This window comes from Salmonella sp. HY31, assembly GCF_042604575.1.
Classification (GTDB): domain Bacteria; phylum Pseudomonadota; class Gammaproteobacteria; order Enterobacterales; family Enterobacteriaceae; genus Salmonella; species Salmonella diarizonae.
On the sequence record NZ_CP170479.1, the window covers coordinates 137,999 to 152,353 of the forward strand.

Below are 14,355 nucleotides of genomic sequence, written 5' to 3' on the forward strand. Positions count from 1 at the left end.
CTCTCACGCGCCGGGCGTTCAGGCGGCATCGCCTTTGCTCATTGGCGCCAGCGCGGCGGGCAAACTTTTCCCCAGTTCCTGCACCAGTGAATCGCCACTGATTTCGCTAATGGATTTCGCGCCGGTCAGGGTCATGGCGACTTTCATCTCTTTCTCAATCAGGTCCAGCAGGTTGGCGACACCGGCTTTTCCTGCCGTCGCCAGCGCGTAGAGATAGGCCCGACCCAGCAGTACGGTATCGGCCCCCAACGCAATCATACGCACGACATCCAGCCCGTTACGAATCCCGCTATCCGCCAGAATGGCGATATCGCCTTTCACCGCATCGGCAATGGCGGGCAGGGCGCGGGCGGAAGAGAGCACGCCATCAAGCTGGCGGCCGCCGTGATTCGACACCACGATACCGTCAGCGCCGAAACGTACCGCATCACGGGCATCTTCTGGATCGAGGATACCTTTGATCACCATTGGGCCGTCCCAGAATTCGCGTATCCACTCCAGATCTTTCCAGGAGATGGATGGATCGAAGTTATTTGCCAGCCAGCCGATGTAGTCTTCAAGGCCGGTCGGTTTACCCAGATAGGCAGAAATATTGCCTAAATCATGCGGACGACCGTTCAGGCCGACATCCCACGCCCATTTAGGGTGCATGACCGCCTGCCAGTAACGGCGCATGGCCGCGTTTGGGCCGCTCATTCCGGAGTGGGCGTCACGGTAGCGTGCGCCCGGCGTCGGCATATCCACGGTAAAGACCAGCGTGGAGCAGCCCGCCGCTTTCGCGCGTTCAAGCGCGTTGCGCATAAAACCACGATCGCGTAATACGTAGAGCTGGAACCACATGGGGCGTTTAAGCGTGGGGGCAACCTCTTCAATCGGGCAGACGGAGACGGTGGAAAGGGTGAACGGAATACCCTTCGCGTCCGCGGCGGCGGCGGCCTGTACTTCGCCGCGACGGGCGTACATGCCGCACAGACCCACTGGCGCTAATGCCACCGGCATCGACAACGTTTCGTTAAACAGGGTCGTTTCCAGGCTTAAATCGGACATATTTTTCAGCACGCGCTGGCGCAGAGCGACTTGCGACAGGTCTTCCACATTTCGGCGCAGGGTATATTCCGCATACGCGCCGCCGTCGATGTAGTGGAAGAGGAAAGGAGGCAACGTGCGCTGAGCTGCGGCGCGATAATCGCTGGCTGCTGAAATAATCATGATTTATTCTCCCTGGTCATCTCATTATGGTCGCCGGGCAGGCGGGTAATACGCGCCTGGCGAGCCTGGTCTTCATCAAATCGTTTAATCGTGGTGTGGACAAAACTGAGGTGCGCCATCATCGCTTTACGCGCGCCGTCGGCGTCACCGTCCAGAATGGCGTCCATCACCGCCTGGTGTTGTTCCGTCAGTTTTGAGAATACGGGCGGAACGAGATACATACGCTGGCGACTCTGTTTGACGGAGGATTGCAGTACGTCGAAGAAACCGCGCATGGTTTGCAGCAGCACCACATTGTGCGAGGCTTCCGCGATCGCCAGATGAAAGCGCACGTCGGCCTGGGAGGCGAGATCCGGGTCTTCACTGAGCGTCGCATCAAAGCAGAGTCTGATTTTCTCTTTGTCGGCGGCGGTGGCGCGCATGGCGGCGTGCCAGGCCGTACTGGCTTCAATGGCGTGGCGGGCTTCCAGAATGTCGAAACTGTAGTCCGGATCGTTCGCCATCAGCGTTTTCAGCGGTTGCACGATATTCTGTTCAGACCAGGTTTCGTGCTGCCAGCGGACAAATGTCCCGCCGCCGCGACGGCTCACCAGCACGCCTTCGCTGACCAGCTTCGCCAGCGCTTCGCGTAAAGAGTTGCGTGATACGCCAAGCTGTATAGCCAACTGGCGCTCAGCGGGCAATTTCATGCCCGCTTCCAGGTTTTGTTCTTCAATCAGCGCCCGCACGCGAGAGGCAATCTCGTCTGACAGGCGTTTTGGCATCACAATCACGGAATCATCCAGGTTAAAACATAGGCCTGAAGCGTAGTGATCACGCCCACCATACAGGTGAAGATCAGGCTGTGTTTGACGGTAAAACGGAACAGATCGGACTCTTTCCCTACCAGCCCCACTGCCGCGCAGGCGATGGCGATAGACTGTGGCGAGATCATCTTCCCGGTTACGCCTCCAGTGGTATTCGCCGCCACCATCAGCACATCAGAGACGCCGATTTGCTGCGCCGCAGTAGCCTGTAGAGAGGCAAACAGCGCGTTAGATGAGGTATCCGAGCCGGTCAGGAAGACGCCCAGCCAGCCGAGGAACGGCGAGAAGAACGTGAAGGCGCTGCCGGTGTGCGCCAGCGCTAACGCCAGCGTAGAAGAAAGCCCGGAATAGTTCGAGATAAACGCGAACGCCAGTACCATACCGATGGAGTAAATCGGCAACGCCAGCTCTTTCAGCGTGCTGCCAAAGGTCTGGATTGCGGCTGAGGGTCTCATTTTCAGCCAGACGATAGACAACAGCGCGGCGAACAGGATCGCGGTGCCAGTGGCGGAGAACCAGTCAAATTTATACACCGCAGCGTAAGCGGTCGCTTCGTGTACGACCGGCGGCATACGGGCGACCAGTTTATCGAGATATGGCACCGGAACGTTAATAACCCAGTCATACAGCGCGCCACCGGGGGCAAACAGCGCTTTGAACGGCGGTACGCTCCAGAGGGTGACCGTGGCAGTCAGGAACAGGAACGGCGACCAGGCGCGAACAATTTGTCCCTTCGTATAGTGGGTGCGGGCCAGCGTCTGATCGACCTGCGACGCGCCCATATCGCCGAAGCGGAAGATGCGTACCGGCTGCCAACGTTTGAGGAACAGCGTCAGGCACACCAGAGACACCAGTGAAGAGATAATGTCCGGCAGTTCCGGCCCGATAAAGTTGGAGCTGAGATACTGGGCGATAGCAAATGAACCGCCAGAGACCATCACCGCAGGCCAGGTTTCTTTCACGCCGCGCCAGCCGTCCATAATCGCCATAATCCAGAACAGGACGATAATGGTCAGGAACGGCAACTGGCGGCCCACCATCTGACCGATTTCAAAGCTGTCCAGGCCCGTGACCTGTCCGGCAACCAGAATCGGAATGCCCATCGCGCCAAATGCAACCGGCGCCGTGTTTACAATCAGGCACAGCCCTGCCGCATACAGCGGATTAAAGCCTAACCCCACTAGCAGCGCGGCGGTAATCGCCACTGGCGCGCCGAAACCCGCCGCGCCTTCAAGGAACGCGCCGAAGCAGAAGCCGACAATCAGCATTTGCAGGCGTTGATCGGGCGTAATCGACAGAATTGACGAGCGGATAATGTCAAACTGTCCGGTCTTTACCGAAATTTTATAGACGAAGACCGCGGCGATAATGATCCAGGCAATTGGCCATAGCCCGTAGAAGAAGCCGTACACGACCGACGCCAGCGCGTGATCTATCGGCATTTTATAGAACAGCAGCGCGACGGCGAGCGCGATAACGACCGTCCACGAGGCGGCAACATAGCCTTTTAGCTTGAGTTTAATCAGGGCGAAAAAGAAGAACAGGATCGGGAGCGATGCGATCAGGCTGGAAAGCCAGATATTACCCGCCGGGTCATAGTTTTGTTGCCAGAGGTTCATTGCAGGTCTCCTGAGAACCACACGCATAATGGGATGAATCTTTGCTCATCTCGTTGGGGTCACATTATGTGTAAAAGTGGTCCTGCCAATATTGTTGTGTATGGATAATGACAACGAATAGTTAACCAGATGTTATTTATTGGCAACGGTAGTGTAGAGTTAATTTAATGAAATGTGAACCTGTGGTCGGATTCAGCGGGAATTGGTAGGGCCAATAATTCAGGCATAAGAAGGGAAGAACCGGGTAAGCGAAAGCGCCGCCCGGTCAACGTTTAGAATTCTGTTTTACTAAAGCCTGTCATCTCTTTGAGCCCCATTTCCCGGCCCAACGCCGTCATCGGGTGCACCACGATCAGGCCGCGTACGCTTTTTTTGAGTTTGCCCATATCGGCCTGCTCTTTTTTAGTGATAGCGCGGCGAAACGGCAGGTTCATCAGCTTCTGCGCTTCTTTACTCAGTTTCTGGCTGTGTACTTCGCGCAGGCGGATGATTTCTGCTTCCAGCGTCTCTTTTTCTTTTTCCAGCTCCGCGTATTTATCGGCGGATTCAACCAGCGAGAGACCTGCCTGCTGGTGGCGAATAGCGTCAAGACGATCGCTCAGGCGTTTAATTTCGTTTTTTTCGACTTCTTTCATGGGATAGCTTCTGATAGAAATGGGATAGATACCCTATAGTATGCGCGCAGTGGGTGATTCTTCACAACTCATGGCGTAAAGATAATCAATTATGACAAGTATTACACCGCTAATTATTTAGTTATCTCTTTGAGAATAAAATCCTTTTTTTCGAAAGAAAAGATGAAGCGCCTTTTTGCCGGCAAGAAAAGCGATTAAGCACATTTTCCTCAATGACAACGCTAAATCGATCCTAAACTCAAATAAGCGGCCGCGGGAGTCAGACGCGGGTCACACATGGAGGATCTATCATGGCAAAAATAGGTGAGAACGTACCCCTTCTTATTGATAAAGCCGTCGATTTTATGGCATCCAGCCAGGCGTTCCGTGAGTACTTGAATAAAACGCCGCCGCGTAATTATGTTCCTTCCGAAGTGCCGTCGGAGAGCGCGCCCATTTATTTGCAGCGCCTGGAATATTACCGGCGGTTGTACCGACCAAAAGAAGAAGAAAGAGGTTAACGGCGGGATTTACTTTTGAAATGCCTTTTTTAAGCTGATTTTAGAAATCAGCTCGGTCAGGGAGAGGACCATCGTCGAACGCACCGCCTGCTGGTAGCGCTGAATTTGCATGGCGTATAGCGCCGCGTCGGACGTATCAAAATGCGGCGGCGGCGGTAGCGCCATGACGCAGTGCAGTTCGCCAAACGGCCCAAGGATCTCATCGTCGGTAAAGGCGTACTCATTGCCGTCGTGATTCAGCTCTTCGCGCAGCGCCATTAACAGCTCCGCATCTTCATATTCGGTGCGGCTGAGTACGCCCAGGCCATAGATAAGTTTCAGACGTACCGAAAGATCGCCCAGCGGCCCGTCGCCGTCCAGCAACGGTTCCACAGCGTATTTCACGGCATAGTCGTCTTTGCGAAACACCTGAAGCACCAGGATATTCACCGCCTCGGTCAATAACTCGACGGCGGTGATCAGGAAGCTCCGTACGGTTTTGCCAGCATTCAGACGCTCAAGCACACGATTTTCAAAGGCCTGGGTTTGTTCCATTATTGCCTGCATATCTGACAATCTGTTATTTGGGCGCAGGCTAACCTGCGCCGGGTTCTGCGTCATTTGGTCGCGTTATATGCGTTAACCGCCTCCGCCACCACATCGCTATTGGCATCCAGTCCGGAAATTTGCGCCAGCGCGGCCTGCGGGCCTTTTTCGGTAATCAGAGCCGCCAGCTCTTGCGCCTGCGGATCTTCATCGCTACGGAAATGCATCGCCGCCGCGATCCCTTTCACCAGATTCACATGCGGCAGACCATATTCCAGGGTGCCAAGCAGTGGTTTGATCAGACGGTCGCCCGCGCTGAGTTTGCGTAGCGGCTGACGGCCTACGCGTTCGACGTCATCTTTCAGATACGGGTTTTCAAAACGACCGAGGATTTTCTGAATGTATGCCGCATGTTTGTCAGCATCAAAACCGTAGCGTTTGATCAGCACCGCGCCGCTTTCTTCCATCGCGCCTTTAACCACCGCGCGAATACTCTCGTCGAGAATGGCGTCGCGAATGGTCTGATGACCGGCTAATTTGCCGAGGTACGCGGTTATAGCATGCCCCGTGTTCAGCGTGAAGAGTTTACGTTCGACAAATGCCATCAGGTTATCCGTTAACTCCATCCCCGGAATGGTCGGCAACGCGCCTTTAAACTGGGTTTTATCGACGATCCACTCGCTGAAGGTTTCTACCGTTACTTCCAGCGGGTCATGGGTGGCGGAAGCGGAAGGCGGCACGATACGGTCAACGGCGGAATCTACAAAACCGACGTGCTGTTCAACCCAGGCTTTATCGCCATCCGCCAGCGCGTTCATCACATGGCCTTTGAGCTGCGTGGTACCGCGCACCATATTTTCGCAGGCGATGATATTCAGCGGGGCATCCACGCCCTGCGCCTTACGTTTTGCCAGCCCTTTAGCGATAGCCGGGGCGATACGCTCCAGGACCACCGGGCCGACAGCAGTCGTCACCAGATCGACGCTGGTAATCAGCTCTACCACCTCATCGCCGATGCTACTTACCGCGTTAACGCCGGAGACCGTATCCACTTGCTCATTTTCACCCACGACATGGACCTGATAGCTATGACGGGCATTCAGGGCGTCAAGCACCACCTGATTTACATCCGCAAACGTCAGTTGTATCCCCGCGTCAGCCAGCAATTTGCCGATAAAGCCACGACCGATATTACCTGCGCCAAAATGTAATGCTTTCATAGTATTAACCTTCATTAATGTTTTTACCCGAGAGGGCTGGGGTGAGGCTTTCCCCTCAACCTAACCCTCTCCCTTGCGGGAGAGGAAACCGTAGGCCCGGTAAGCGTAGCGTCACCGGGCAAACAGAACTTACTTACGGCCTGCCAGCAGTTCCAGCACTTCATCGACGCTGGTGGTGTGCGCCAGACGTTCAATAACTGACTCGTCATCCAGAGCGTTAGTCAGGCTGGTAATCACCTGAATGTGCTCATTATTACGAGCGGCGATGCCGATGACCAGACGCGCGATGTCATCTTCTTCCTCGCCGAAGCGCACGCCTTCCGGATACTGGCAGAACACCACGCCGGTTTTCAGTACGCGATCTTTCGCTTCCACCGTACCGTGCGGCACTGCGATAGACTCGCCCAGATAGGTCGGGGTGAGCTTTTCACGTTCCAGCATCGCGTCGACGTATTCCGGCTGTACGTAGCCGCCTTTCACCAACTGCTCGCCGGCGAAGCGAATCGCCTCTTCTTTCGTGGCCGCTTTACGTCCGAGGAAGATATTCTCCGCGCCCAGCTTGAACAGGTTGTTATCGCCTTCCTCAAAGCTATCTTTCAGATGGTCACGTACCTTTTCTTCATTGGTATTGTGGCGCTGTGCGGCAACCAGACGTTCGGTCAGGCTGGTGTACAGGCCGCTATCCAGGAAGTTGGTCAGCGAAATATGCTGCGCCTGCGGTACCTGGCGCATCGCACGCTCGGTAAGGTCGCGGTGAGTAATGACCAGATCCACATCCGGCGGCAGATTGTTAATGGCGCTGTTGGTGACGGAGATCTGGCTCAGACCCGCATCCTGTACTTTCTTACGCAGTACCCCTGCGCCCATCGCGCTGGAACCCATACCGGCATCGCAGGCGACAATGATTTTACGTACATGGCTGAGGTCGTTGGTGACATCGCCAGCCGCCAGCGGAGAGGCGCCTTTGGACTGTGCTTTCATGTCATGCATACGACGGGTGGCCGCTTCAATGTCATCTTCTTCTTTCACTTTGCTGGTTTTCAGCAGAATTGCAGAAACCACGAAGGAGACCGCCATTGCCGCCACGATGGCAGTGATGTTAGCGAAGTAAGCGCCTTTTGGCGTCATCGCCAGTACCGCCAGAATGGAGCCCGGAGACGCCGGAGAGACCAGACCGCCGTTCAGGATGGTCAGGGTGAATACGCCGGTCATACCGCCGAGAATCACCGCCAGAATCAGGCGCGGGTTCATCAGCACGTACGGGAAGTAGATCTCGTGGATACCGCCCAGGAAGTGGATAATTGCCGCGCCGCCCGCAGACTGTTTAGCGCTGCCGCGACCGAAGAACATGTACGCCAGCAGGACACCCATCCCCGGACCCGGGTTAGCTTCAATCAGGAAGAAGATGGATTTACCCATCTCATGGGACTGCTGGATACCCAGCGGTGAGAAGATACCGTGGTTAATCGCGTTATTGAGGAACAGGATTTTCGCCGGTTCAACAAAAATGGACGCCAGCGGCAGCATATCGTGCGCCACCATGAAGTTAACGCCCGCCGCCAGAATTTTGGACAGGACTTCAACCGCCGGACCAATACCGAGGAACGCCAGCATGGCGAGGATCATACCGATAATGCCAGCGGAGAAGTTGTTCACCAGCATCTCAAAACCGGATTTGATCTTACCGTCTACCCAACTGTCGAATTTCTTAATGCAGTAGCCGCCCAACGGACCGGCGATCATCGAGCCGAGGAACATCGGCATATCCGCGCCGACTATAACGCCCATGGTAGTGATAGCGCCCACCACGCCGCCGCGTTCGCCGCCAACCAGACGACCGCCGGTATAACCGATTAGCAGCGGCAGCAGGTAGGTGATCATCGGACCAACCAGTTTCGCCAGAGTTTCGTTAGGCAACCACCCTGTCGGAATAAATAATGCGGTGATAATACCCCACGCGATAAACGCGCCGATATTAGGCATCACCATATTGCTGAGGAATCGACCAAAGCTTTGCACTTTGATCTTAATATCGGATGACATAAAAACACCCCTTCTTATGTTGCTGTCGCGCAGGCTGAAAAGCCCGAGGTTTGTTAATGTAGCGGCAGAGGTAGCCGGACCCTGTAGTGTAGATACTGCGCAATCTGGCACTGAATCGTTCAACTGTCCAGACAGGGACAGTTAATGTGATTTAGATCGCATAAATATAGGGGGTAGAGAGGTAATTTATGTGATATTGATCACAAAGTTACTGTGTAAAAAAACAACGCATCTAATTTTTAGACCTTAAAAGGCAATTTTATGTGAGATATTTCACACTTTTATTTTGGTGCTTTGTTGAATTTTTGTGATCATCTTCACAAGAAATTTTAGGCCCGGGTAACGTCAATACGATCCGGCAAACATTTTGTCGCGAGCCCTCTCACGTTATGTCACTCAGCAACTTCCTTTAGCGTCTCTTTTCGTTTATTTGAGCCATACTATGATTTTTACTTGGTTGGCAAAAAAGGACACGGCATGAAACTCATCGGTAGCTATACTAGCCCTTTTGTGCGCAAAATCTCTGTTCTGCTGCTGGAAAAGGGCATCACCTTCGAATTTGTTAACGAACTGCCCTACGAGGCGGATAACGGCGTGGCGCAATACAACCCTCTGGGTAAGGTGCCGGCACTGGTGACGGAGAAAGGGGAATGTTGGTTCGATTCGCCGATCATCGCGGAATATATTGAGCTGCTGGATATCGCGCCAGCGATGCTCCCGCGTGACCCCATGGCGGCGCTTAAAATTCGCCAGCTTGAAGCGTTGGCCGATGGCATTATGGATGCCGCGTTGGTCTCTGTACGCGAACAGGCGCGTCCGGCGGCGCAGCAATCGGAAACGGAACTGCTGCGCCAGCGGGAAAAAATCAACCGCAGTCTGGATATGCTCGAAGGTTATCTGAGCGACGGGACCCTAAAAACGGATACGGTGAATCTGGCGACTATCGCGATTGCCTGTGCGGTAGGCTATCTCAACTTCCGCCGGGTCGCGCCGGGCTGGTGCGTTGGCCGCCCCCACCTGGTCAAACTGGTCGAAACGCTTTTTCAGCGCGAAAGCTTTGCCCGCACCGAAGCACCGAAGGCTTGACGCGCATTATGTCCGCCTGAGCAAACTCACGTTACAATCCCCCTCAAGTCGATATCCCTCTCCAGCCAGGAGAGGGCCACCAACAGCCAGGCATTTTCATGACAAGCGAAACGCGTACACTCTACAGCCAGCTTCCTGCTATCGATCGCTTATTGCACGATAGCGCTTTTCTTTCTCTGCGCGATCGGTATGGCCATACCCAGGTGGTTGATCTGCTTAGGCGGATGCTTGACGACGCGCGCGACGTCATACGGAATACGCAGACGCTTCCCGACTGGTGCGCAGACTGGGCGCAAGAGGCGAAACGACGGCTGGAAAATGCGGCGCAAAGCGCGCTGCGCCCGGTGATTAACCTGACGGGGACGGTGTTGCACACCAATCTTGGCCGCGCATTGCAGGCGCAAGAAGCGATTGAGGCGGTAACGCAGGCGATGCGCGCGCCGGTGACGCTGGAATACGATTTGGATGGCGCCGGGCGGGGGCATCGCGACCAGGCGCTGGCGACGCTGTTATGCCGTATCACCGGGGCGGAGGACGCCTGTATCGTCAATAACAATGCGGCGGCGGTATTGCTGATGCTGGCGGCGACCGCCAGCGGCAAAGAGGTGGTGGTTTCGCGTGGCGAACTGGTCGAAATCGGCGGCGCGTTTCGTATTCCGGATGTCATGCGCCAGGCGGGTTGTACGCTGCATGAAGTGGGTACCACCAACCGGACGCACGCGAAAGATTACCGTCAGGCGGTAAATGAAAATACCGGGCTGTTGATGAAGGTACATACCAGTAATTACAGCATTGAGGGCTTTACCAAAACGGTAGAGGAAGCAGAGCTGGCGGAAATCGGGCGAGAGCTGGATATTCCGGTGGTGGCGGATCTGGGCAGTGGTTCGCTGGTGGATTTAAGTCAATATGGCTTACCCAAAGAGCCGATGCCGCAGCAGCTAGTTGCCGCAGGCACCAGCCTGGTAAGCTTCTCCGGCGATAAGTTGCTGGGCGGGCCGCAGGCCGGGATCATCGTCGGCAAAAAAGCGATGATTGCCCAACTGCAAAGCCATCCGCTGAAACGCGCCCTGCGCGCGGATAAAATGACGCTGGCGGCGCTGGAGGCGACGTTACGTCTGTATCTGCACCCGGAAGCGTTGGCGGAAAAATTACCCACGCTGCGTCTGTTAACCCGCAGTGAGGCGTCGATTCGCGAACAAGCGCAGCGGTTACAGACGCGGCTGGCGACGCGTTACGGCGATGAATTTGCGCTGGAGGTTAAGCCCTGTCTATCGCAAATCGGCAGCGGTTCATTACCGGTAGACCGCCTCCCCAGCGCCGCCATAACCTTTACCCCGCACGATGGGCGCGGTAGTCGACTGGAGGCCCTGGCGGCCCACTGGCGCACGCTGCCTGTACCGGTCATTGGTCGAATTTATGATGGCCGTTTATGGCTGGATATGCGCTGTCTTGAAGACGAAAGCCGGTTTATGGAGATGATGCTGAAATGATTATTGCAACTGCCGGGCACGTAGACCACGGTAAAACGACGTTGCTCCAGGCGATTACCGGGGTCAATGCCGATCGCTTGCCGGAAGAGAAAAAACGCGGGATGACTATCGATCTGGGCTACGCCTATTGGCCGCAGCCGGATGGTCGTGTGCTGGGCTTTATCGACGTGCCCGGACATGAAAAATTTCTCTCCAACATGTTGGCGGGTGTAGGCGGTATCGATCACGCTTTGCTGGTGGTCGCCTGTGATGACGGCGTCATGGCGCAAACGCGCGAGCATTTACAGATCCTGCAACTGACGGGCAATCCGCAGCTCACCGTCGCGCTGACCAAAGCCGATCGCGTGGACGATGCGCGTATCAGTGAAGTACGTGAAGCGGTACTGGCGACGCTCGACAACTATGGTTTCGCCGATGCCGTTTTATTTGTCACCGCCGCCAATGAAGGGCGCGGTATTGCAGAACTTCGCGCCCATTTACAGCAACTTCCCGCACGTTTGCACGCCGCGCAGCATCGCTTCCGCCTGGCTATCGACCGTGCGTTTACGGTGAAAGGGGCGGGACTGGTGGTGACCGGAACGGCGCTGAGCGGAGCGGTAAAAGTAGGCGATACGCTATGGTTGACCGGCGTTAACACGCCGATGCGCGTACGAAGCCTACACGCGCAAAATCAGCCCACCGACCATGCGCATGCCGGGCAACGTATTGCGCTCAATATTGCGGGCGATGCGGAGAAGGAGCAACTTAACCGCGGTGACTGGCTGCTTGCCGATGCGCCAGCGGGGGAGGCTTTTTCCCGGGTGATTGTTTCTTTGGCGCTTCATGCGCCGCTTTCCCAATGGCAACCGCTACATATTCACCATGCCGCCAGCCATGTGACCGGTCGCGTCTCTTTGCTGGAAGGCGCGCTGGCAGAGCTGATTTTCGATACGCCGCTATGGCTGGCCGATAATGACACACTGGTGCTGCGTGATATTTCCGCGCGCGCCACCCTTGCCGGCGCGCGCGTGGTGACGCTTAACGCGCCGCGTCGCGGTAAACGTAAGCCAGATTACTTACAGTGGCTTTCAACGCTTGCCGCCGCGCAGGACGATAGCGCGGCGCTAGCCATTCATCTGGAACGCGGCGCCGTCAACCTGCCGGATTTCGGTTGGGCGCGTCAGCTTAATTCTCTCGGTATGCGTCAGCTTATTGAGCAACATGGTTTTATCCAGGCCGGAGACAATCTGTTAAGTGCGCCCGTCGCCGCCCGCTGGCAGCGTAAAATTCTCGATACGCTGGCGACTTACCACGAACAGCACCGCGATGAACCGGGGCCGGGACGCGAGCGTTTACGTCGCATGGCCTTGCCAATGGAGGATGAAGCGCTGGTGCTGATGCTGATCGAGCGGATGCGCGACGATGATCTGATTGACAGCCATCACGGTTGGTTGCATTTGCCGGATCATAAAGCGGGATTTAGCGATGAGCAGCAGGCCGTCTGGCAAAAAGTCGAACCGCTATTTGGCGATGAGCCCTGGTGGGTACGCGATCTGGCGAAAGAGACCGGGACGGAGGAACAATTGATGCGGCTGGCGCTGCGGCAGGCGGCGCAGCAAGGCATCATTACCGCGATCGTCAAAGATCGGTACTATCGCAACGATCGGATTGTCGCTTTCGCCAATATGATCCGCGAACTGGATCAAGAAAGAGGATCCACCTGCGCAGCGGATTTTCGCGACAGGCTGAATGTAGGGCGGAAACTGGCTATTCAGATCCTTGAATATTTTGACCGGATTGGATTTACACGGCGTCGTGGGAATGACCATTTATTACGTGATGCGTTATTATTTCCGCAAAAAGAATGAAATGTTTAAATTAAATAAGAAATGAATCAATACAATTATTGAGTTGATTTATAAAAAGCACATCAGGAAATGAACCTAATGTGCTTTTTATTTTTCTGACTTCTTAGAATAGCTATCGTGATCCTATTATCAGGAAAATTTTGCCCGTATTCTTTACGCCTTATTCAGGTAATTAAGGACAGTATAATGGCAGCTTCAACGTTTTTTATTCCTTCCGTGAATGTAATTGGTGCCGATTCATTAAAGGACGCAATGAATACGATGGCGGAATATGGTTTTCGCCGTACATTAATTGTCACGGATGCCATGCTGGCAAAATTAGGGATGGCGGGCGATATTCAAAAAGCGCTACAGGAACGTGATATTTTTAGCGTGATTTATGATGGGACGCAGCCTAACCCTACCACCAGCAATGTGGCAGCCGGGTTGAAGCTTCTGAAAGAAAATGGCTGCGACAGCGTTATCTCGCTGGGCGGCGGTTCCCCGCACGATTGCGCGAAAGGTATCGCGCTGGTGGCGGCGAATGGCGGCGATATTCGTGACTATGAAGGCGTTGACCGCTCCGCGAAACCGCAGTTGCCGATGATTGCGATTAATACGACCGCCGGCACCGCGTCTGAAATGACCCGTTTTTGCATCATCACCGACGAAGAACGACATATTAAAATGGCTATCGTCGATAAACACGTTACGCCGCTGCTCTCTGTCAACGACTCCTCTTTAATGGTTGGTATGCCGAAATCCCTGACGGCGGCAACCGGTATGGATGCGTTAACTCACGCGATTGAAGCTTATGTTTCCGTTGCGGCAACGCCTATTACCGATGCCTGAGCGCTGAAAGCGGTAACGATGATTGCGGAAAATCTGATTGTTGCGGTTGAAGAGGGGAGCAATGCCCAGGCGCGTGAAGCGATGGCTTATGCTCAGTTCCTGGCGGGAATGGCGTTTAACAATGCGTCGCTGGGCTACGTTCATGCTATGGCGCACCAGCTTGGCGGTTTCTACAACCTACCGCACGGCGTATGTAACGCGGTTCTGCTGCCGCATGTGCAGGTATTCAACAGCCAGGTAGCGGCGGCTCGCCTGCGTGATTGCGCAGCGGCGATGGGCGTCGATGTATCAGGTATGAGCGAGGCGGAAGGCGCGCAGGCGTGTGTGGCGGCCATTCGCCAACTATCACAGAAAGTCAACATTCCGGCAGGACTGCGCGAGCTAAACGTGAAGGAAGAGGATATCCCGGTTCTGGCGACCAATGCTCTTAAAGATGCCTGTGGCCTGACCAACCCGATTCAGGCGACGCACGACGAAATTGTGGAAATTTATCACGCGGCGATGTAACGCCTTTGCCCGGTGGCGCGGACACTTACCGGGCCTA

The 14,355-nt window shown here is 55.0% G+C and carries 11 protein-coding genes and 1 pseudogene; 5 read left to right on the top strand and 7 right to left on the bottom strand.

From position 1 onward, the window contains the following. Positions 1–18: 18 nt before the first annotated feature. The 4 genes from lldD to ACE15A_RS00665 form a co-directional block, all read right to left on the bottom strand. Positions 19–1,209 (bottom strand): FMN-dependent L-lactate dehydrogenase LldD, encoded by a 1,191-nt coding sequence (gene lldD, locus ACE15A_RS00650; protein ID WP_001635973.1) that lies wholly within the window; start codon positions 1,207–1,209, stop codon positions 19–21. Further along, the gene (lldR, locus tag ACE15A_RS00655; protein WP_000636693.1) at positions 1,206–1,982 is read right to left on the bottom strand and encodes a transcriptional regulator LldR; all 777 of its coding nucleotides are present in this window, start codon (positions 1,980–1,982) and stop codon (positions 1,206–1,208) included. Before lldR ends, lldD begins: the two co-directional genes overlap by 4 nt. Continuing rightward, on the bottom strand, positions 1,979–3,634 hold the full coding sequence (lldP, locus tag ACE15A_RS00660; protein WP_053509340.1) for an L-lactate permease: 1,656 nt from the start codon (positions 3,632–3,634) through the stop codon (positions 1,979–1,981). The genes lldR and lldP overlap by 4 nt, the downstream gene beginning before the upstream one ends. 272 nt (positions 3,635–3,906) lie before the next feature. Continuing rightward, a complete protein-coding gene (locus ACE15A_RS00665) occupies positions 3,907–4,269 on the bottom strand; it encodes a YibL family ribosome-associated protein (RefSeq protein WP_000665689.1) in 363 nt (120 codons plus the stop codon). Between the two features lie 290 nt (positions 4,270–4,559). Here ACE15A_RS00665 and ACE15A_RS00670 point away from each other — a divergent pair, with 290 nt between their 5' ends. Continuing rightward, positions 4,560–4,769: a hypothetical protein gene (locus tag ACE15A_RS00670; protein ID WP_001062562.1), complete on the top strand. Its 210-nt coding sequence runs from the start codon at positions 4,560–4,562 to the stop codon at positions 4,767–4,769. 9 nt (positions 4,770–4,778) lie between these two features. Here ACE15A_RS00670 and mtlR read toward each other — a convergent pair whose 3' ends face one another. The 3 genes from mtlR to mtlA all read right to left on the bottom strand — a co-directional run bounded on the left by mtlR (position 4,779) and on the right by mtlA (position 8,557). Further along, the gene (gene mtlR, locus ACE15A_RS00675) at positions 4,779–5,369 is read right to left on the bottom strand and encodes a mannitol operon repressor MtlR (RefSeq protein WP_000193201.1); all 591 of its coding nucleotides are present in this window, start codon (positions 5,367–5,369) and stop codon (positions 4,779–4,781) included. After that, positions 5,366–6,514, bottom strand: a complete 1,149-nt coding sequence (gene mtlD / locus ACE15A_RS00680) for a mannitol-1-phosphate 5-dehydrogenase (protein WP_023247321.1) — start codon at positions 6,512–6,514, stop codon at positions 5,366–5,368. The genes mtlR and mtlD overlap by 4 nt, the downstream gene beginning before the upstream one ends. A 129-nt stretch (positions 6,515–6,643) precedes the next feature. Then, a complete protein-coding gene (mtlA, locus tag ACE15A_RS00685; protein ID WP_000093295.1) occupies positions 6,644–8,557 on the bottom strand; it encodes a PTS mannitol transporter subunit IICBA in 1,914 nt (637 codons plus the stop codon). Positions 8,558–9,034: 477 nt separating this feature from the next. On the opposite strand from mtlA, the gene ACE15A_RS00690 reads away from it, so the two are divergent. From ACE15A_RS00690 to yiaY, 4 genes and pseudogenes are all read left to right on the top strand, one after another. Then, a complete protein-coding gene (locus ACE15A_RS00690; protein WP_023247322.1) occupies positions 9,035–9,643 on the top strand; it encodes a glutathione S-transferase in 609 nt (202 codons plus the stop codon). Between the two features lie 98 nt (positions 9,644–9,741). Beyond that, positions 9,742–11,133, top strand: coding sequence for an L-seryl-tRNA(Sec) selenium transferase (selA, locus tag ACE15A_RS00695; protein WP_053509342.1), 1,392 nt, complete (start codon positions 9,742–9,744; stop codon positions 11,131–11,133). Further along, positions 11,130–12,980 (top strand): selenocysteine-specific translation elongation factor, encoded by a 1,851-nt coding sequence (selB, locus tag ACE15A_RS00700; protein WP_053509344.1) that lies wholly within the window; start codon positions 11,130–11,132, stop codon positions 12,978–12,980. Before selA ends, selB begins: the two co-directional genes overlap by 4 nt. A 186-nt stretch (positions 12,981–13,166) precedes the next feature. Continuing rightward, positions 13,167–14,318 (top strand): annotated as a pseudogene (yiaY, locus tag ACE15A_RS00705) (L-threonine dehydrogenase). Positions 14,319–14,355 lie beyond the last annotated feature (37 nt).